This window comes from Pseudomonas tremae (genome assembly GCF_001401155.1).
GTDB classification, from domain to species: Bacteria; Pseudomonadota; Gammaproteobacteria; order Pseudomonadales; family Pseudomonadaceae; genus Aquipseudomonas; species Aquipseudomonas tremae.
The window spans coordinates 75,999-95,088 of the sequence record NZ_LJRO01000508.1 but is presented as its reverse complement, the minus strand read 5'-3'; the positions used below and the strand labels follow the sequence as shown (position 1 = coordinate 95,088).

Annotated in this window: 16 protein-coding genes; 9 read left to right on the top strand and 7 right to left on the bottom strand. The window is 59.3% G+C overall.

What is annotated here, in order from left to right; all coding sequences use genetic code 11:
- Positions 1 to 8 precede the first annotated feature (8 nt).
- Both ALO43_RS27965 and ALO43_RS27960 read right to left on the bottom strand, forming a co-directional pair.
- A complete protein-coding gene (locus ALO43_RS27965) occupies positions 9 to 623 on the bottom strand; it encodes an NAD(P)H-dependent oxidoreductase (RefSeq protein WP_005889723.1) in 615 nt (204 codons plus the stop codon).
- Positions 616 to 2,010 carry a class II fumarate hydratase gene (locus tag ALO43_RS27960; RefSeq protein WP_053480510.1) on the bottom strand — a complete coding sequence of 465 codons (1,395 nt, stop codon included), beginning with the start codon at positions 2,008 to 2,010 and terminating at the stop codon, positions 616 to 618. The genes ALO43_RS27965 and ALO43_RS27960 overlap by 8 nt, the downstream gene beginning before the upstream one ends.
- Before the next feature lie 168 nt (positions 2,011 to 2,178).
- On the opposite strand from ALO43_RS27960, the gene ALO43_RS27955 reads away from it, so the two are divergent.
- The 7 genes from ALO43_RS27955 to ALO43_RS27925 all read left to right on the top strand — a co-directional run bounded on the left by ALO43_RS27955 (position 2,179) and on the right by ALO43_RS27925 (position 10,019).
- Positions 2,179 to 2,712 carry a DUF2059 domain-containing protein gene (locus ALO43_RS27955; protein ID WP_005889727.1) on the top strand — a complete coding sequence of 178 codons (534 nt, stop codon included), beginning with the start codon at positions 2,179 to 2,181 and terminating at the stop codon, positions 2,710 to 2,712.
- A gap of 15 nt (positions 2,713 to 2,727) precedes the next feature.
- Complete coding sequence (locus ALO43_RS27950) at positions 2,728 to 3,021, top strand: BolA family protein (protein ID WP_024690078.1); 294 nt, start codon at positions 2,728 to 2,730, stop codon at positions 3,019 to 3,021.
- A 188-nt stretch (positions 3,022 to 3,209) separates the two neighbouring features.
- The gene (gene trhO, locus ALO43_RS27945) at positions 3,210 to 4,163 is read left to right on the top strand and encodes an oxygen-dependent tRNA uridine(34) hydroxylase TrhO (RefSeq protein ID WP_162010129.1); all 954 of its coding nucleotides are present in this window, start codon (positions 3,210 to 3,212) and stop codon (positions 4,161 to 4,163) included.
- 3 nt (positions 4,164 to 4,166) lie between these two features.
- Complete coding sequence (locus ALO43_RS27940) at positions 4,167 to 4,799, top strand: DsbA family protein (RefSeq protein ID WP_005889730.1); 633 nt, start codon at positions 4,167 to 4,169, stop codon at positions 4,797 to 4,799.
- Positions 4,792 to 6,618, top strand: a complete 1,827-nt coding sequence (locus ALO43_RS27935; protein ID WP_024690075.1) for an ABC transporter ATP-binding protein — start codon at positions 4,792 to 4,794, stop codon at positions 6,616 to 6,618. The genes ALO43_RS27940 and ALO43_RS27935 overlap by 8 nt, the downstream gene beginning before the upstream one ends.
- Positions 6,619 to 6,741: 123 nt before the next feature.
- Positions 6,742 to 9,204: an EAL domain-containing protein gene (locus ALO43_RS27930; RefSeq protein ID WP_024669887.1), complete on the top strand. Its 2,463-nt coding sequence runs from the start codon at positions 6,742 to 6,744 to the stop codon at positions 9,202 to 9,204.
- Positions 9,205 to 9,233: 29 nt separating this feature from the next.
- A complete protein-coding gene (locus tag ALO43_RS27925; protein ID WP_024669886.1) occupies positions 9,234 to 10,019 on the top strand; it encodes a TenA family transcriptional regulator in 786 nt (261 codons plus the stop codon).
- 29 nt (positions 10,020 to 10,048) lie between these two features.
- On the opposite strand, the gene ALO43_RS27920 is transcribed toward ALO43_RS27925, so the two are convergent.
- From ALO43_RS27920 to ALO43_RS27900, 5 genes are all read right to left on the bottom strand, one after another.
- A complete protein-coding gene (locus tag ALO43_RS27920; RefSeq protein ID WP_005889734.1) occupies positions 10,049 to 10,975 on the bottom strand; it encodes a GGDEF domain-containing protein in 927 nt (308 codons plus the stop codon).
- Positions 10,976 to 11,189: 214 nt separating this feature from the next.
- Entirely contained in the window at positions 11,190 to 11,930 is a 741-nt protein-coding gene (locus ALO43_RS27915; protein ID WP_005889736.1) for a YciK family oxidoreductase, read from the bottom strand.
- Between the two features lie 30 nt (positions 11,931 to 11,960).
- Positions 11,961 to 12,632: an N-acetylmuramic acid 6-phosphate phosphatase MupP gene (mupP, locus tag ALO43_RS27910; protein WP_024669885.1), complete on the bottom strand. Its 672-nt coding sequence runs from the start codon at positions 12,630 to 12,632 to the stop codon at positions 11,961 to 11,963.
- 3 nt (positions 12,633 to 12,635) lie between these two features.
- The gene (gene ubiG, locus ALO43_RS27905) at positions 12,636 to 13,334 is read right to left on the bottom strand and encodes a bifunctional 2-polyprenyl-6-hydroxyphenol methylase/3-demethylubiquinol 3-O-methyltransferase UbiG (RefSeq protein WP_024669884.1); all 699 of its coding nucleotides are present in this window, start codon (positions 13,332 to 13,334) and stop codon (positions 12,636 to 12,638) included.
- A gap of 83 nt (positions 13,335 to 13,417) precedes the next feature.
- Complete coding sequence (locus ALO43_RS27900) at positions 13,418 to 14,749, bottom strand: TRZ/ATZ family hydrolase (RefSeq protein WP_053931396.1); 1,332 nt, start codon at positions 14,747 to 14,749, stop codon at positions 13,418 to 13,420.
- Positions 14,750 to 14,869: 120 nt separating this feature from the next.
- Between ALO43_RS27900 and mtnA the strand changes: the two genes are divergently transcribed.
- Positions 14,870 to 15,946 carry an S-methyl-5-thioribose-1-phosphate isomerase gene (gene mtnA / locus ALO43_RS27895; RefSeq protein WP_054998464.1) on the top strand — a complete coding sequence of 359 codons (1,077 nt, stop codon included), beginning with the start codon at positions 14,870 to 14,872 and terminating at the stop codon, positions 15,944 to 15,946.
- Positions 15,947 to 16,248: 302 nt separating this feature from the next.
- Complete coding sequence (gene gyrA, locus ALO43_RS27890; RefSeq protein WP_054988964.1) at positions 16,249 to 19,035, top strand: DNA gyrase subunit A; 2,787 nt, start codon at positions 16,249 to 16,251, stop codon at positions 19,033 to 19,035.
- Positions 19,036 to 19,090: the final 55 nt, after the last annotated feature.

Below are 19,090 nucleotides of genomic sequence, written 5' to 3'. Positions count from 1 at the left end.
TAAGCCGTTCAGCGCTTGCCCAGCGCCTGGGCCTGAAGAATCCATTCCTGCCGCTGTTGTTCGGTGGCACTGTGTACCGGCGCGAATTCGGTCAGGCGCTTCGTCTTGATCCCGCAAAAGCCCAGGATTGTCCGAACCATCTGCCGATGTGCAGGGGCGCCGTATATCCAGCGAAAATAACGCGGCGGGGTATCCAGAGTCACCAGCAGCTCTGCCGTCCGACCTTTGAGCAGTTCGTTGGCGCGATGCCTGCGTCCGTGGGCCTTGAACGCAAAGCCCGGCATCAACACCCGGTCGAAGAACCCGGTCAGCAACGCAGGCAGGCCGCCCCACCAGACCGGATAGACAAATACCAGGTGCTCGGCCCAGTGAATCTGACGCTGGGCTTCAAGCAGGTCAGGCTCCAGCGTCTGGGTCTGGTCGTAGCCACTGTGCAGAACCGGATCGAAATCCAGTTCGCCCAGCTTGATGACCCGCACCACATGGCCTTCGCTTCGTGCGGCCTGCGCGTAGGCATCACCCAGGGCATGGCAGAGGCTGATGGTTTTCGGCGTGCCGTACACCATCAGTATCCGTTTGCCATTGCCTTCCAGTGGCGTTGCACCGGATCTGGCATCAGCCATTGCTGCCTGCCTCCAGCATTTTGTCCGGGCGTACCCAGGCGTCGAATTCCTCATCGGTCAGGTAGCCCAGCGCAAGTGCCGCCTCGCGCAGGGTCAAACCCTCGGTATAGGCTTTCTTGGCAATTTGCGCCGACTTGTCGTAGCCGATATGCGGATTGAGCGCAGTGACTAGCATCAAGCCGCGCTCGAGGTGCTCGGCCATCTTCTCGGCGTCTGGCTCCATGCCGGCGACGCAGTGTTCGTTGAAGTTGCTGCAGCCATCGGCCAGTAGGCGAATCGATTGCAGGACGTTGTGGATGATTACCGGCTTGTACACGTTCAGTTGCAAGTGCCCCTGACTGGCGGCAAAGCCTATCGTCACATCGTTGCCCATGACCTGACAGGCCAGCATCGACAGCGCTTCGCACTGAGTCGGGTTGACCTTGCCGGGCATGATCGAACTGCCGGGCTCGTTGGCTGGCAGCCTGACTTCTGCCAGCCCGGCGCGTGGGCCTGAACCCAGCAGGCGCAAGTCATTGGCGATTTTCATCAGGGTGCCGGCCAGTGTTTTCAGCGCGCCGGAAAGCGCTGCCAGCGGCTCGTGACCCGCCAGTGCGGCGAACTTATTGGGCGCGGTGACGAACGGCAGGCCGGACAATGCGGCCAGTTCTGCAGCGATCGCTTCAGCAAAGCCCTTCGGCGAGTTGAGCCCGGTGCCCACTGCCGTGCCGCCTTGCGCCAGCTCGTAGACCGCAGGCAGGGTGGCGCGAATGGCTTTTTCAGCGTAATCCAATTGGGCCACAAAGCCTGAAAGCTCCTGGCCAAAGGTGATCGGCGTCGCGTCCATCATGTGCGTACGTCCGGTCTTGACCAGTTTCATGTGGCGCGCGGATTGCTCGGCCAGTCCGGCAGACAGTTCGGCTATGGCCGGCAGGAGGTGTTCCTTGACCGCCTGAGCAGTGGCAATGTGCATGGCCGTCGGGAAGCAGTCGTTGGAGCTTTGCGAGCGATTGACGTGATCGTTGGGGTGGACTGGCGATTTGCCGCCACGGCCCTGACCGGCCAGTTCGTTGGCACGACCGGCAATCACCTCGTTGACGTTCATGTTGCTCTGCGTGCCGCTGCCGGTTTGCCAGACCACCAGCGGGAACTGCGCATCGTGCTGCCCTTCAAGTACTTCATCGGCGGCCTGTTCGATCAGGCGCGCGATGTCGGCAGGCAAGTCTCCATTGCGATTGTTGACGCGCGCAGCGGCCTTCTTGATCAGGGTCAGGGCGTGCAGGACGGGCAGCGGCATGCGCTGATCGCCAATCGCGAAATTGATCAGTGAGCGTTGGGTCTGCGCCCCCCAGTAGGCATCCTCGGGGACTTCGATCGGGCCGATGCTGTCGGTTTCGGTGCGGCTCACAGGTCTTACTCCTTTAAGTACGTTGCAGGTTAGGTAGCCATATGCGGAGAGGGTTCCCGAGCACTGCTTTTTAACCGCTCGGTGAACCGGGGGTTGAGACAAAAGCCCACATAAGCGCAGAATGGTCGGCCCTGGGGTAATGCCTCGTTCGCTAGATAAGGAAACTCGATGACCCGTCTTCGTGCCATTTGTACCGCGGTAGCGCTGGTGTGTGCCAGTGGTCAGGTCTTTGCCGACACCGCCAGTCACAATGCGAGCGCCGAAACATTCCTGAAGCTTGCCAACGCCGATCGCCTGGGCGCTCCGGTCTACGCGCAGGTTCAGCAGATGTTTGCCCAGCGTTTCGCTGAAACCAAGGCACCTGCCTCGAAAAAGGCGCTGCTTGAAACCTATCAGGCCAAAGCCAACACCGCACTTGATCAGGCCATCGGCTGGAACAAGCTCAAGCCTGAAATGGTCAAGCTCTACACCACCAACTTCACTGAAAGCGAGTTGAAGGATCTGGTTGCGTTCTACCAGTCCCCGCTGGGCAAGAAAGTGATGACCAAGATGCCTGAGCTGGCGCAACAATCCGCTCAGTTGACCCAGAGCAAGCTGGAAAGCGCAGTGCCGGTCGTCAACAAGCTGCTGGCTGACATGACTGCCGAGCTGGAACCTGCCAAGGCCGCTGCTCCTGCTGCCGCTCCGGCCAAGAAGCCCTGACAGGCGGTTTTTGACATGACCATGCAACAACGAATCGAGTCGGCGCTTGCGCTGCTGCAACCGCATCATCAGCAAGTGCTCGATGAGAGCCACATGCACAGTCGTGGTCAGCAGACGCATTACAAGGCCGTGCTGGTCAGTGATCAGTTCGAGGGCCTGAGCCAGGTCAAGAGGCACCAGAAGGTCTATGCCACGCTGGGGGCTCTGATGGGCGAGTTTCACGCGCTGGCCTTGCACACGTACACGCCTGAAGAATGGGCGAAAACCGGTGCTGCGCCTGCTTCGCCCACCTGTGCTGGCGGTCATTGACAGGCACGCTTTGCCGATCACGCCCCCTCTGCGGGGGCAATTGATCCGCCGAGCTGCCTGCTGAACCGCGCTTTTTGCTAGAATCCGCACCGCGCCGACTGGCCGGTGCGTTTTTTTTGTCCGCAATTTTTTACCCGGTAGGCCCTTTGCGAGGGTCGCCACTGGAGAGATACATGACTCAAGAGCCGATGACTCAGCCGATCGTCGTAGCGGCGCTATACAAGTTCGTGACCCTCAGCGATTACGTGGCACTGCGCGAGCCGCTGTTGCAGGCGATGGTCGACAACGGCATCAAGGGCACTCTGTTGATTGCCGATGAGGGCATCAACGGCACGGTTTCCGGCAGCCGTGAAGGCATTGATGGCCTGATGGCGTGGCTGAAGAGTGACCCACGCCTGATCGATATCGATCACAAGGAGTCCTACTGCGACGAGCAGCCGTTCTACCGTACCAAGGTCAAGCTCAAGAAAGAGATCGTGACCCTGGGTGTGGAGGGCGTGGACCCTAACAAAAACGTGGGCACTTACGTCGAGCCGAAAGACTGGAACGACCTGATCACTGACCCCGAAGTGCTGTTGATCGATACCCGTAACGATTACGAGGTATCAATTGGCACTTTCGAAGGCGCCATTGATCCAAAGACCACGTCGTTTCGTGAGTTTCCCGAATACATCAAGGCGCATTTCGACCCTGCGGTACACAAAAAGGTCGCAATGTTCTGTACCGGTGGCATCCGCTGCGAAAAAGCCTCGAGCTATATGCTGGGCGAGGGTTTCGAGGAGGTTTATCACCTCAAGGGCGGGATTCTCAAATACCTCGAGGAAGTCCCAGAGAAAGAGAGTCAGTGGCGCGGCGAATGTTTTGTCTTCGACAACCGGGTGACAGTTCGTCATGACCTGACCGAAGGCGATTACGATCAGTGCCATGCCTGCCGTACCCCTATCAGTGCCGAGGACCGCGCCAGCGAGCACTACTCGCCGGGTGTCAGTTGCCCGCATTGCTGGGATTCGTTGAGCGAGAAAACCAGGCGCAGTGCCATTGACAGGCAGAAACAGATCGAATTGGCCAAGGCGCGTAACCAGCCTCATCCAATCGGTCGTAATTACCGTTTACCATCCGAGCATCCAACTTCAGAGGCCTGAGCCATGTCCGCCCGCCTGATCTATGTCATGGACCCTATGTGTTCATGGTGCTGGGGGTTTGCCCCGGTTGCCGACGCACTGGTCACTCAGGCGCGCGAGGCGGGCGTGCCGTTGCACCTGGTCATGGGCGGCCTGCGTTCTGAAAAGACCGTTCTGGAGCCCGCCAAGCGCCGCTACATTCTTGAACACTGGCGGGCGGTCGAGGAGGCCACCGGGCAGGTGTTTCATCTCGAAGGCGCACTGCCGGAAGGTTTTGTCTACGACACCACTCCAGCCTGTCTGGCGGTCGCCGCCGCGCGGCATCTCGACCCTGAAGGTGCCTGGCTGCTGGCGGGGCTGATTCAGCAAGCGTTCTATGGCGAGGGTCGTGATGTGACGCTTCCTTCGGTGCTGGCCGAGTTGGCCGGGCAGGCGGGTTTTTCGCGTCAGGCATTCGCCGATGAATTTGAAAGCCCGGAGCGGCAGGCGGCCACGGTCGCTGATTTCGCCTGGGCGCAGGACTTGGGCATTGCCGGGTTTCCGACCCTGCTCGCCGAACGCAATGGCCAATTGGCGCTGCTGACCAATGGTTATCAGCCGCTGAGCAGCCTTTCGCCGCTGCTGGGGCGATGGTTGGAGCGTGCAGTCAGTGCGTGATGATCCCCCCGACGCGCACCGACAAGCGCATGCAGGCCGTGGCGATGCATTGAGCTGGGCTGAAATCCGCCGCCTCGCGTTACGTCATAAAAAAGCGCTGTGGCTGGCAAATGGTGTCGCGGTTCTGGCGACTCTGTGCAGTGTGCCGATCCCCCTGTTGCTGCCGTTGCTGGTTGACGAAGTGCTGCTGGGCCGGGGCGATGCCGCGCTGAAAGTCATGAATCATCTGTTGCCCGACAGCCTGCAGAAGGCGGTGGGCTATATCGGCCTGATGCTTTTGCTGACACTGCTGCTGCGCGTAGGGGCGCTGGTTTTCAACGTCTTGCAGGCGAGGTTGTTTGCCGGGCTGGCGAAGGACATCGTCTACCGTATCCGGCTGCGCCTGATTGAGCGGCTCAAGCGAATTTCACTGCGAGAATACGAAAGCCTGGGCAGCGGCACTGTCACCACGCACCTGGTGACCGATCTGGACACTCTGGACAAATTTGTCGGTGAAACGCTCAGTCGCCTGTTGGTGGCGACCCTGACGCTGGCCGGCACGGCGGGCATTCTGATGTGGATGCACTGGAAGCTCGCGCTGCTGATCATGCTGTTCAACCCGCTGGTGATCCTCCTCACAGTCAAGCTCGGCAAGCGGGTCAAACACCTCAAGAAGCTTGAGAACGACAGCACCTCGCGCTTTACCCAGGCGTTGAGTGAAACGCTGGATTCGATCCAGGAAGTCAGGGCCGGCAATCGGCAGGGGTTCTTTCTGGGGCGTCTGGGGTCAAAGGCGCAGGAAGTTCGCGACTACGCCATCAACTCGCAATGGAAGAGCGACGCTTCGGGGCGTGCAAGCGGCCTGCTGTTTCAATTCGGCATCGATATCTTTCGCGCCGCTGCGATGCTCACTGTGCTGTTCTCGAACCTCTCCATCGGGCAGATGCTCGCAGTCTTCAGCTACCTGTGGTTCATGATGACGCCGGTGGAGCAATTGCTGAACCTGCAGTACGCGTATTACGCAGCGGGCGGCGCACTCACGCGTATCAACGAGTTGCTGGCTCGAGCCGACGAGCCGCAATACCCCGGCGGTGTCGACCCCTTCAAGGGACGCGATACCGTGGGCATCGAAGTACGCGGCCTGAGCTTCGGCTATGGCGATGATCTGGTGCTGGATCAGTTGAATCTGAATATCGCGCCGGGGGAGAAGGTTGCGGTTGTCGGCGCCAGTGGCGGGGGCAAGAGTACGCTGGTGCAGTTGCTACTGGGCCTGTACACGGCGCGCACCGGGATCATTCGTTTTGGTGGCGTCAGCCAGCAGGATATCGGCCTGGAAAAAGTGCGCGAGAACGTCGCCGTAGTCCTGCAGCATCCGGCGCTGTTCAACGACACCGTGCGGGCCAATCTGACCATGGGCCGCGACTGCAGTGATGACGCCTGCTGGCGGGCACTGGAAGTCGCGCAACTGGATTGCGCCATACGCGAGCTGCCGCAAGGCCTGGACAGTGTGGTGGGGCGCTCCGGGGTCAGGATGTCTGGCGGGCAGCGCCAGCGCATGGCGATTGCGCGCATGGTGTTATCCGATCCTAAAGTGGTGATCCTCGATGAAGCGACTTCGGCGCTGGACGCTGCCACGGAGTACAACCTCCATCAGGCCCTCGCACGCTTTCTGCGCAGTCGCACCACGTTGATCATCGCGCATCGTCTTTCTGCCGTTAAGCAGGCTGACCGGGTGCTGGTGTTCGACGGCGGCCGAATTGTGGAAGACGGTGATCATCAGCAACTGATTGCCGATGGAGGTCTGTACGCCAAACTGTACGGACATTTACAACAAATTTGATGTGCTTCGCCTTGATCAGTGTTCAAGTTGCTTCAATTTTGGGAGATTCAACTGCCATCATTGCGGAATTTAGCCTAGTCTCTGCGCTAGACGTTTATTCAGGCATGTGGTGACGTGAAACCCATGAAACAACCATGGACCTTCTCCAAGCCCCGTCTGTTGGGCATCGTATGGCCTTTCATTGCCGTCGCACTGTTTCAGGCGTTGTTGGGCTGCGTAAGCCTCTATACCATGTCTGCCGTGCGAAGCTATGTCGCGGGTGAAAGCCTCTGGTCCAAGGGGCAGAAGGACGCCATCCACTACCTGAGTCTTTACGCCAATACGCACGATGAAGGCGATTACCTGAAGTATCAGCGTGCCTTTGCTGTGCCGCAGGGCGGCCATGCATTGCGCAAGGCGCTTGACCAGCCCATTCCCTCTCTGTCGGATGCGCGGGCCGGCATCATCCAGGGCGGCAATCACCCGGACGATGTCAACGGCATCATCTGGATGTACCTGAATTTCCACAATTTCAGTTTCATGAAGCAGGCCATTCACTTCTGGGAAGTGGGGGATGGCTACCTGATGCAGCTCAACGAGCTTGCACAGCATATCCATGAGCGTGTTATTCAGGGCGATGTCACACCTGCCGATGTCGAACAGTGGCGCGTGCAGATCAACGTCATCAATGACGGTGTCACGCCTGCAGCCAAGGCATTCAGCGACGCGCTGGGCGAAGGGTCGCGGTTTATCCTCAACCTGCTGATAGCGGTCAATCTGGTGACCGCCATTGTGCTGATTGTACTGGCGCTGATGCGTGTGCGCCGCCTGATTGCCCAACGACGGCTGTTCGCCGACGCGCTGCAACTGGAGAAGGAGCGGGCGCAAATTACCCTTGAATCGATCGGCGACGGAGTGATCACCATCGATGTGGCGGGTGCCATTGTGTACATGAACCCTGCGGCCGAAGGTCTGACGCACTGGAAGAGCTCACAGGCCAGCGGGCTTCCTCTGGCAGCGCTGTTCAACCTGCTGGATGAACACGACCAGAAAGACAGCTCGACGCTGATCGATCAGATTGCCTCCGGAAGGCTCAAGGGCGGCAGCGCCAGCAGCAAATTGATCCAGCGGCTGGATGGCAGTACGGTTTCGGTAGCACTGGTCGGAACACCTATCCACACCTCCGGCGTGATCAGTGGTGCAGTGCTGGTGCTGCATGACATGACCCAGGAGCGTCAGTACATCGCCGAGCTGTCATGGCAGGCTGCCCACGACCCGCTGACCGGGCTGGTCAACCGCAGCGAGTTCGAGCGACGCTTGCAACAGGTGCTTGATGAGCGCGGCGACGGCTCAGGCACTCATTGCCTGATGTTCCTTGACCTTGACCAGTTCAAACTGGTCAATGACACCGGTGGTCATGCCGCAGGCGACGAACTGTTACGCCAGCTGTGTCAGGCCTTGCCGCAGGGCCTGCGCGACAGCGACACACTGGCACGTCTGGGTGGCGACGAGTTTGGCGTTCTGCTCGTCGACTGTCCGGCCAGCAAGGCTAACGACATTGCCGAGGCCTTGCGCGAAATTGTGCAGAGCCTGCATTTCATGTGGAAAGGCCGGCCGTTCATGACCACCGTCAGTATTGGTCTTGTGCATCTGGGCGACGTACCTGTCACCCTCGAAGCATCACTGTCCGCCGCCGACATGGCCTGTTACATGGCCAAGGAAAAGGGCCGTAACCGGGTTCAGGTGTACAGCGTCGACGACCTGAAGCTGTCCATGCGTTTCGGCGAGATGGCCTGGATACAACGCTTGCATATGGCAATGGATGAAAACCGGTTCTGTCTTTATGCTCAGGAAATCGCCGCCATGAGCGGAGAGGGCAATGAGGTACGCCACATCGAGATTCTTCTGCGTCTGCGTGACGAATCCGGGAGGATGGTGGTGCCGGACAGCTTTATCCCGGCTGCCGAGCGTTACGGGCTGATGACCACCCTGGATCGCTGGGTGGTACAGAACGTTTTCAAGGTCATCGCCCAGTGCCAGAGTGATGACAGGCATCAGGCACCTCAGGCGCTGTGTGCTATAAATTTGTCTGGTTCAAGCATTGGAGATGATACGTTTCTCGAGTATCTGAAGCATCAGTTCGTGGCTTTTGATGTGGCGCCGGAGATGATCTGCTTCGAGATCACTGAAACCAGTGCCATTGCCGATTTGCAAAGCGCCATCAGATTCATCAACGAGCTGAAGTCACTGGGCTGCAGGTTTTCTCTGGATGATTTCTGTTCCGGGATGTCGTCCTTTGCCTACCTTAAGCATTTGCCAGTGGACTTTCTGAAAATTGATGGCAGTTTTGTAAAGGACATGCTCGACAATCCGATCAACAAGGCCATGGTCGAGGTCATCAATAATATTGGCCATGTGATGGGTAAACGCACCATTGCCGAGTACGTCGAGACGCCCCAGATAGAGTCTGCGTTGCTGGAAATGGGCGTGGATTTTGCACAGGGCTATCTGATTTCGCGTCCTGAATTGTTCACTTGTGAAAGCCTGTACATTCAGCCCGTACGGCCTGACCCCCTGATGTTCGGCGCGCCAGGAACGCTACGTTAATCAGTCGAAACCTTATAAGGAGATACCCAGTGATCGACACTTTCGAGAGAACAGGTCCGCTCATGGAAGCCAGCAGCTACCCGGCCTGGGCGCAGCAGCTGATCAAGGATTGCAGTGCTGCCAAGGCGCGGGTCGTCGAACACGAGTTGTATCAGCAGATGCGTGACGCAAGACTGAACCCGCTGATCATGCGCCATTACCTGATTGGTGGCTGGCCCGTCGTAGAGCAGTTTGCGGTGTACATGGCCAAGAACCTGACCAAGACCCGCTTCGGCCGTCATCCTGGCGAAGACATGGCGCGTCGCTGGCTTATGCGCAACATTCGAGTCGAACTCAACCACGCTGATTACTGGGTCAACTGGTGCGCATCTCACGATGTGACGCTTGAGGATCTTCATGATCAGCACGTAGCCCCGGAGCTGCACGCGCTGAGCCACTGGTGCTGGCAGACCAGTTCCTCGGATTCTCTGGCAGTAGCGATGGCTGCCACCAACTACGCCATCGAAGGTGCAACGGGGGAGTGGTCGGCGGTGGTCTGTTCGTCAGGTGCCTACGCTGAAGCGTTCCCTGAAGAGACCCGCAAGAAAGCCATGAAATGGCTCAAAATGCATGCACAGTACGATGATGCGCATCCTTGGGAAGCGCTTGAGATCATTTGTACGCTGGTGGGTAACAAACCGAGTCAACAGTTGCAGGCCGAGCTGCGTCAGGCCGTTACCAAAAGCTACGATTACATGCACTTGTTCCTGGAGCGCTGCATGCAGCTCGACAAGATCAAGTCTGCGCGCGGACGGGTCGCCGCACTGGAAGCGTAGGGAGGAGGAAGGCGGGAGAGGTCGCGACGCTAGCTGGCCATCGCAAGGCGGTTTCGGCCTTGACGCTTTGCAACATAAAGAGCGTTGTCGGCCCGGCGCAGCAGGCTGTCGGCCGTTTCCGTTGACAGCAGCGTCGAACAGCCGAGACTGACAGTCATGTTCAGCGTCGGGTCAAGCTCCTGAAACTCGAGGTCTCGTACCGCTTGGCGTAATCGTTCGCCGATCAGTTCAGCTGAATCGGAGTCGGTGTTCGACAGAATCACCACAAACTCTTCCCCGCCATAGCGGAACACGCGGTCAATATTACGCAACTGCGTCTTCAGACTGTGCGCGACGGTTTTCAGCACGTCGTCACCCGTGTGATGGCCGTATTCATCATTCACTTTCTTGAAGTGATCAATGTCCAGCATGAGCAGCGACAGCGGCTGCTTGTGGCGACGAGAAACCTCTATTTCCCGGGCCAGGCTCTGGTCCATTGCGATACGGTTGCCGGTATCGGTCAGCGAGTCACGAAGTGCGCTCTGAGTGGCGATGCGGTACAGCAATGCATTGAGCAGCGGGTACAGCAGGCAGACCAGCAAGGACTCAAGGTCGCTCAATTGCCGGGTGTCAAAGGGCTTGGCACACTGGAACTCCAGTTCGCCGATGAATTTACCTTCATGACGCAAGTGAAAACTCGCACTGTTGGATGACACCTCGCCCAGCCGCAGGTGCAGGTCACTTTCAACGTGTCTATAGATCAGACCGCTTAATGGCAGGAACCGCTGCACTCCCTGAAAGAACAGGGTCAATATCCGCTCTGCCTCCAGACTGGTCTGCAGTTGGCGCCCAAGCTGGTAAATCAGCTCGGGCAGTGACGGGGGTGGGAGTACGGCGTCAGGTCGATTTCGAAAGCCAAGTCTCTGCAATTCAGCCGTATCGAAATCGATTGCATGGGTCTGGGTAGGAAAATTCATCTCTTCGCTCCTCAGCACATATTGCTGGCTTGGCTGGGTTAGAGGGGACGTGTCGCGATTCGGTTCATTTTTGCCTAGACATATTGAAATCAGTGGTTTAGCTGACGTCAGCTCTCTGACAGTGACGAATTTTCGGCAATTCCTTGGCTTTAAGAAGCGCAAAAAGCCGCGCTTGTGACAGTTTTTTGTCACAAGCACACGGGGGCGTGTCAGTTTATTGAGCGTTCAGGGCTTGTCCGTTGATGCCCTTGCTGTCCGGCCCCATGAGGTACAGGTAGACCGGCATGATGTCCTCGGGTGCAGGGTTGTCCAGAGGGTTTTCGGAGGGGTAGGCCTGTGCTCGCATTCCAGTGCGCGTGGCACCCGGGTTGATGCTGTTGGCGCGTATGGCGGTCACGCCATCGAGCTCGTCAGCGAGGGTTTGCATCAGCCCTTCGGTAGCGAATTTCGACACGCTGTAGGCGCCCCAGTTTGCACGTCCCTTGCGGCCGACGCTGCTGGATGTGAACGCGATAGAGGCATCTTCCGAGAGTTCGAGCAGCGGCAGCATCGCCTGGGTCAGCATGAAAGTGGCATTCACATTGATGTGCATGACCTGCGCGAATTCCTCGGCGGATATCTGTTCCAGCGGGGTGCGCGGACCAATGATCGATGCGTTGTGCAGCAAACCGTCGAGACGACCGAACTCGGTCTCGATCATGCCTGCCAGTTCCTGGTAGTGGCCCGGGCCGGCGATTTCGAGGTCGAACGGTATGACTACCGGTCGTGGCTGGCCTGCCGCCTCGATCTGGTCGTACACCTCGGACAGGCTGCTCTCGGTTCTGCCCAGCAGCAGGACGGTTGCGCCGTGTGCGGCATAGCTTCTGGCAGCCGCTGCGCCAATCCCGCGACCGGCTCCGGTAACCAGAACGATCCGGCCTTTGAGCAGGTCCGGGCGCGCGGAGTAATCAAACATGAATGGCCTCTTTCATTAATAATGGCGGGTTCAGCAACTGCACACGGCGTTATCCAGCACCTTGCGCAGTTCCAGCGGATGGTCGACCACCACATCGGCGCCCCAGTGGTCGGGGTTGTCGTCGGGGTGGATGTAGCCGTAGCGAACAGCAGCAGTCTTGGTGCCCGCGTCCCGCCCTGATTCGATATCGCGCAGGTCATCGCCTACGAACAACACGCTGGCTGGGTCCAGGTCGAGCATCTTGCAAGCCAGGATCATTGGCTCTGGGTGCGGTTTGCTGTGCGTGACGTGATCGGGGCAGATCAGTACCGCCGAGCGCTCCGAGAGCTTGAGCTGATCCATGATTGGCTGCGCAAATCGCACCGGTTTGTTGGTCACCACGCCCCAGATCAGGCCGGCTTTCTCGATATCGGCCAGCAACTCGGGCATGCCGTCGAAAAGCCTGCTGTGGGTGGCGCAGTCACGCTGGTAGCGTTCCAGAAACTCCACACGCAATGCCTCGAACTCCGGTGCATCGGCAGACATTGCGAAGGCGGCGGCGACCATTGCTTTGGCGCCCCCGGAGACGACGTCGCGGATCAGTTTGTCCGGCACGCCGGGAAGGCCGCGTTCCGCCAGCATCGCCTGAGCAATGGCGATGAAGTCGGGCGCGGTGTCGAGCAGGGTGCCATCCATGTCGAATAAAACTGCTCTCAAGCGCATGTCTTATGCCTCCCGCAGGGTATGGATCATGTAGTTGACGTCAACGTCGGAGGCAAGTTTGTAATGCTTGGTCAGCGGGTTATAGGTCAGGCCGGTGATGTCCTTGACCTGCAGGCCTGCATCGCGGCTCCAAGCGCCCAGCTCGGAAGGGCGGATGAATTTCTTGAAGTCGTGAGTGCCGCGCGGCAGCAGGCCGAGAATGTATTCGGCACCGATCACGGCAAACAGGTAGGCCTTGGGATTACGGTTGATGGTCGAGAAAAATACCTGGCCGCCGGGCTTGACCATGCGGTAGCAGGCTCGAATCACCGAGGAAGGGTCCGGGACGTGCTCGAGCATTTCCAGGCAGGTCACCACATCGAACTGCTCGGGCATTTCTTCGGCCATGTCTTCGGCGGTGATCTGCCGATACTCGACGCTGACACCGGATTCGAGCTGATGCAACTGCGCCACTGCCAGTGGCGCTTCGCCCATGTCGATCCCGGTGACGGTTGCGCCGCGCATTGCCATCGCCTCGCTCAGAATGCCGCCGCCGCAACCGACGTCCAAAACCTTCTTGCCGGCCAGACTGGCGCGCTCGTCGATCCAGTTGACGCGCAAGGGGTTGATGTCATGCAGCGGCTTGAATTCGCTTTCGCGGTCCCACCAGCGATGGGCCAGGGCCTCGAATTTGGCGATTTCTGCGCGGTCGACGTTGCTCATGGGTGTCCCTCTTGAACTCAAAATTCGTTTTCATCAGTCTGGTATAGATGAACCAGACTGGCATGTGTTCGGTCCGGATCGAATTATTCGACTTTGCCGGAAATACGCTGGCCCCAGGCAATGGCAGTGTCGCGCAGTGCATGCTCATCCATGCGGGTCAGGTGGCCATCGTCGAGCAACTGTTTGCCTGCCACCCAGACGTGGCTCACACAGTCGCGTCCCGTGGCATATATAAGCTGAGACACCGGATCATAGATCGGTTGCTGGGCCAGCCTGGACAAGTCGAAAGCGACCATGTCTGCGGCCTTGCCAAGCTCCAGCGAGCCGGTTTCGTCCTGCAAGCCCAGCGCGCGGGCACCATTGAGGGTTGCCATGCGCAATGCCCGGTGGGCATCCAGAGCTGTGGCCGAACCGGCGACCGCCTTGGCGAGCAGGGCGGCAGTGCGCGTTTCGCCGAGCAGATCGAGGTCATTGTTGCTGGCCGCGCCGTCGGTGCCCACTGCAACGTTCACACCCGCCTGCCATAGTCGCTCGACCGGGCAAAAACCGCTGGCCAGCTTGAGGTTGGACTCGGGGCAATGGATAACGCTGGAATTGCTTTCCACCAGCAGTTCGAGGTCTTCATCGCTGATTTGCGTCATGTGTACGGCCTGAAACCGCGGGCCGAGCATGCCCAGGCGATTGAGCCGGGCAAGGGGGCGTTCCTGATGTTGCTCGACGGCCTGTTCGACTTCAAAGGCGGTTTCGTGGACATGCATCTGGATCATGGCATCGAGTTCGTCGGCGATGACACGGATCTTTTCCAGGTTTTCATCGCCCACGGTGTAGGGCGCGTGCGGGCCAAAGGCAATTTTGATACGCGGGTGGTGGGCCAGGTCGTTGAACAGTTCGATGCCGTTGTGCAGTGCTTCATCGGTGGTCCGGGCACCCGGAATCGGAAAGTCCAGCACCGGCACGGTGATTTGCGCGCGCATACCGCTGAGGTGGACGCGTTCGGCAGCCACTTTGGGGTAGAAATACATGTCCGAGAAACAGGTGATGCCGCCCTTGAGCTGCTCGGCGATGGCCAGATCGGTGCCATCGCGCACGAAGTCTTCATCGACCCACTTGCCTTCGGCAGGCCAGATGTGGTCCTGCAGCCAGGTCATCAGCGGCAGGTCGTCGGCCAGGCCGCGAAACAGTGTCATTGCTGCGTGGCCATGGGCGTTGATCAGGCCGGGGCTGAGCAGCATGCCGGGCAGCTCTTGCACCTGCAGGGCATCGTGGCGCAATGCCTCGGCCCGTGGGCCGATATAGACGATGAGGCCGTCGTAGATGCCGATACCGTGGTCCTTGAGCACTACGCCCGCGGGCTCGACCGGCACCAGCCAGGTGGGCAGGAGCAGCAGGTCGAGCGGTGGCGTGGCGTTCGGCATGAGAAGGTTTCCAAAGCTTATTACGTTGATGTCGAAGTATACCCGAGCGTCTTCGCGGACTGCTCGCTATAATCAGCGGCTTTTGATGCTGGGTTTCGGATGTTCAAGATGGAGTTGGCGATGCGCGATCGACTGTTGGCTGCAGAGAAGGTAAAGGCCATCGATTGGCGAGACAACGCGTTGTACCTGCTTGACCAGCGGGTGCTGCCTTTCGAGGAGGTCTGGCACCGCTACACCACTGCCGCCGGGGTCGCCGAGGCGATTCGCACAATGGTGGTCAGGGGTGCGCCTGCTATAGGCATCAGTGCCGCCTATGGCGCGGTGCTGGGCGCTCGTGCACGTATCGAAGAGGGCGGCGACTGGTATCCGGTGCTGGAAGAAGACCTGCAGTTGCTGGCCGATTCGCGACCGACCGCAGTGAACCTGTTCTGGGCATTGAACCGTATGCGTGACCGGTTGATGCGGGTCAAGAACGGCGACAACCCGCTGGCGGCGCTGGAGGCCGAAGCCGTGGCCATTCACCTGAGCGACCGCGAAGCCAATCTGACCATGGCGCAGCTGGGCGCCGATCTGATTCGCCGGCACCAAGGCAATCTCCAGACAGTGCTGACCCACTGCAATACCGGGGCGCTGGCCACGGGCGGTTTCGGCACCGCGCTGGGCGTGATTCGCGCCGCGCACCTTGAAGGCATGATCGAGCGGGTCTACGCCGGTGAAACCCGGCCCTGGCTGCAGGGTTCGCGGCTTACCGCATGGGAACTGGCCAACGAAGGCGTCCCGGTGACCCTCAATGCCGACTCTGCCGCCGCCCACCTGATGCGCACCAAAGGCATTACCTGGGTGATCGTCGGCGCCGACCGCATCACGGCCAATGGCGATGTGGCGAACAAGATCGGCACGTATCAGCTGGCGGTCGCTGCCATGCATCACGGCGTGCGCTTCATGGTCGTGGCGCCGAGTTCGACCATCGATATGGATATGGCCAGCGGCGACGACATCATCATCGAAGAGCGTGATGGTCGTGAGCTGCTTGAGGTAGGCGGGCAGCGGGTCGGCGCTGACGTAGAGGCCTTCAATCCGGTGTTCGATGTGACGCCGGCAGACCTCATCGACGCCATCGTGACCGAAAAAGGCATTGTCGAGCGTCCCGACACTGCACGCATGGCGCAATTGATGAGCCGCAAACACCTTCATTGATCCCCGGGCTCCACGCCTCGCCGCTTGCGCAAAGCGGCTGCGCGAGCCTGTAAGCGTCTCTCAGGCGTCTTGTGGGCTGATGGCTCGCTTTCAGGGCCTGCAAAGGATGTGAGCGCCTCCGCGATTGTGGTAACATCCGGCGGTTTCCGGGGACACTGACAATGGTCGTCCACGCTGCGTAGATTCATGGCATAACTCGTTGATTTGTCGTAAGTCGCTGCCTGCAAATGCTGGCAGCGGCGAGCTTTGTAAATCCCGAATGGATTTATGAGGTTTCACCAGAAAAAGGAATCAGGCTTCTCATGGGCGAACTGGCCAAAGAAATCCTCCCGGTCAATATCGAAGACGAGCTGAAGCAGTCCTACCTCGACTACGCAATGAGCGTAATTGTGGGTCGGGCACTGCCCGATGCGCGCGACGGCTTGAAGCCCGTGCACCGGCGCGTGTTGTTCGCAATGAGCGAGCTGGGTAACGACTGGAACAAGCCGTACAAGAAATCCGCCCGTGTGGTTGGTGACGTGATCGGTAAATATCACCCGCACGGCGACACGGCTGTGTACGACACCATCGTTCGTATGGCTCAGCCATTCTCGCTGCGCTACCTGCTGGTAGACGGCCAGGGCAACTTCGGTTCGGTCGACGGCGACAACGCTGCGGCCATGCGATACACCGAAGTGCGCATGACCAAGCTGGCTCACGAGCTGCTGGCCGACCTGCACAAGGAAACAGTGGACTGGGTGCCGAACTACGACGGCACCGAAATGATCCCCGCGGTCATGCCGACCCGTATTCCCAACCTGCTGGTCAACGGTTCCAGCGGTATCGCCGTGGGCATGGCGACCAACATCCCGCCGCACAACCTCGGTGAAGTCATCGACGGTTGTCTGGCGCTGATCGACAACCCCGAGTTGACGATCGACGAACTGATGCAATACATCCCCGGCCCGGACTTCCCGACCGCAGCGATCATCAATGGTCGCGCCGGCATCATCGAAGCCTATCGTACCGGCCGTGGACGCATTTACATGCGTGCCCGCTCCATCGTCGAAGACATCGACAAGGTGGGTGGTCGCCAGCAGATCGTCATCACCGAGCTGCCTTACCAGTTGAACAAGGCGCGGCTGATCGAAAAGATCGCCGAACTGGTCAAGGAAAAGAAACTCGAAGGCATCACCGAACTGCGCGATGAGTCCGACAAGGACGGCATGCGCGTGGTCATCGAACTGCGCCGTGGCGAAGTGCCTGAGGTCATTCTCAATAACCTCTACGCCCAGACCCAGCTGCAAAGCGTCTTCGGTATCAACATCGTTGCGTTGATCGACGGTCGCCCGCGCATCCTTAACCTCAAGGATCTGCTGGAAGCGTTCGTTCGCCACCGCCGTGAAGTGGTCACCCGTCGTACCGTCTTCGAACTGCGCAAGGCGCGTGAGCGTGGCCATATCCTTGAAGGTCAGGCCGTGGCGCTGTCCAACATCGACCCGGTCATCGCGCTGATCAAGGCCTCGCCGACACCTGCCGAAGCCAAGGAAGCGCTGATCAAGACGCCTTGGGAATCGAGCGCCGTGGTCGAAATGGTCGAGCGTGCCGGTGCCGACTCATGCCGTCCTGAAAACCTCGATCCGCAATACGGTCTGCGTGAAGGCAAGTATTTCCTTTCGCCGGAACAGGCTCAGGCCATCCTGGAGCTGCGTCTGCATCGTCTGACCGGTCTGGAGCACGAGAAGCTGCTGGGCGAATATCAGGAAATCCTGACTCAGATCGGCGAGCTGATCCGCATCCTGAACAGCGCCACGCGCCTCATGGAAGTGATCCGCGAAGAGCTCGAACTCATCCGTTCCGAGTACGGCGATGCCCGTCGCACCGAAATTCTCGATGCGCGTCTGGACCTGACCCTGGGTGATCTGATCACCGAAGAAGAGCGCGTTGTCACCATTTCTCACGGTGGCTACGCCAAGACCCAGCCATTGGCGGTCTATCAGGCCCAGCGTCGCGGTGGCAAGGGCAAGTCGGCTACCGGCATCAAGGATGAGGACTACATCGCTCACCTGCTGGTTGCCAACAGCCATACCACGTTGCTGATGTTCTCCAGCAAGGGCAAGGTTTACTGGCTCAAGACCTACGAGATCCCGGAAGCCTCGCGCGCTGCACGTGGTCGCCCGCTGGTCAACCTGTTGCCATTGAGCGACGGTGAGTACATCACCACCATGCTGCCGGTCGATCTCGAAGCCATGCGCAAGCGTGCCGACGAAGAAGGCGAAGCCCTCGAAGGCGAGCTGGACGACGCGGAAAACAGCAACGAAACCGAAGAAGAGCGCAAGGCCCGCATCAAGGCTGCCGACAAGAAGAAGGCTCCGTTCATCTTCATGTCCACGGCCAACGGCACGGTCAAGAAGACTCCGCTGGTGGCATTCAGCCGTCAGCGCAGCGTCGGTCTGATCGCCCTTGAGCTGGACGAAGGCGACATCCTGATTTCTGCTGCCATCACTGACGGCGAACAGGAAATCATGCTGTTCTCCGACGGCGGCAAGGTTACCCGCTTCAAGGAATCCGACGTTCGCGCCATGGGCCGTACGGCTCGCGGTGTGCGTGGCATGCGTCTGCCTGAAGGGCAGAAGCTGATTTCGATGCTGATCCCGGAAGAAGGCAGCCAGATCCTTACCGCTTCCGAGCGCGGCTACGGCAAGCGTACGGCCATCTCCGAGTTCCCCGAGTACAAGCGCGGCGGGCAGGGCGTTATCGCCATGGTCAGCAACGAGCGAAACGGCCGCCTGGTCGGTGCAGTTCAAGTGCTTGATGGCGAGGAAATCATGCTGATCTCCGACCAGGGCACACTGGTGCGTACCCGCGTCGGAGAAGTGTCCAGCCTGGGTCGTAACACTCAAGGCGTGACCCTGATCAAGCTGGCCAGCGACGAAAAACTGGTTGGCCTGGAGCGTGTTCAGGAACCATCGTTAGTCGAAGGCGAAGAGCTTGAGGGCGAAGAGGTTGTTGATGGTTTGGTTGCAGGTGTTATTGATGCGGACGTCGAGGATGCAGGTGAAGACCTGCAGGCCGACGCAGCAGCCGATGATGACGAACCTCAGAACTGAGTTGTAACGTAAATCAGGTAAGGGCTGGCTCGTCTGTGATTGCATCTGCGTCACG

Bases quoted from the DNA above. Each gene is read 5' to 3' on its own strand.
- mtnA (WP_054998464.1), top strand. From the start codon at position 14,870: ATGCGCGATCGACTGTTGGCTGCAGAGAAGGTAAAGGCCATCGATTGG.
- ALO43_RS27930 (WP_024669887.1), top strand. From the start codon at position 6,742: ATGAAACAACCATGGACCTTCTCCAAGCCCCGTCTGTTGGGCATCGTA.
- ALO43_RS27920 (WP_005889734.1), bottom strand. From the start codon at position 10,975: ATGAATTTTCCTACCCAGACCCATGCAATCGATTTCGATACGGCTGAA.
- mupP (WP_024669885.1), bottom strand. From the start codon at position 12,632: ATGCGCTTGAGAGCAGTTTTATTCGACATGGATGGCACCCTGCTCGAC.
- ALO43_RS27965 (WP_005889723.1), bottom strand. From the start codon at position 623: ATGGCTGATGCCAGATCCGGTGCAACGCCACTGGAAGGCAATGGCAAA.
- ubiG (WP_024669884.1), bottom strand. From the start codon at position 13,334: ATGAGCAACGTCGACCGCGCAGAAATCGCCAAATTCGAGGCCCTGGCC.
- gyrA (WP_054988964.1), top strand. From the start codon at position 16,249: ATGGGCGAACTGGCCAAAGAAATCCTCCCGGTCAATATCGAAGACGAG.
- ALO43_RS27940 (WP_005889730.1), top strand. From the start codon at position 4,167: ATGTCCGCCCGCCTGATCTATGTCATGGACCCTATGTGTTCATGGTGC.
- ALO43_RS27915 (WP_005889736.1), bottom strand. From the start codon at position 11,930: ATGTTTGATTACTCCGCGCGCCCGGACCTGCTCAAAGGCCGGATCGTT.
- ALO43_RS27955 (WP_005889727.1), top strand. From the start codon at position 2,179: ATGACCCGTCTTCGTGCCATTTGTACCGCGGTAGCGCTGGTGTGTGCC.
- trhO (WP_162010129.1), top strand. From the start codon at position 3,210: ATGACTCAGCCGATCGTCGTAGCGGCGCTATACAAGTTCGTGACCCTC.
- ALO43_RS27950 (WP_024690078.1), top strand. From the start codon at position 2,728: ATGACCATGCAACAACGAATCGAGTCGGCGCTTGCGCTGCTGCAACCG.
- ALO43_RS27900 (WP_053931396.1), bottom strand. From the start codon at position 14,749: ATGCCGAACGCCACGCCACCGCTCGACCTGCTGCTCCTGCCCACCTGG.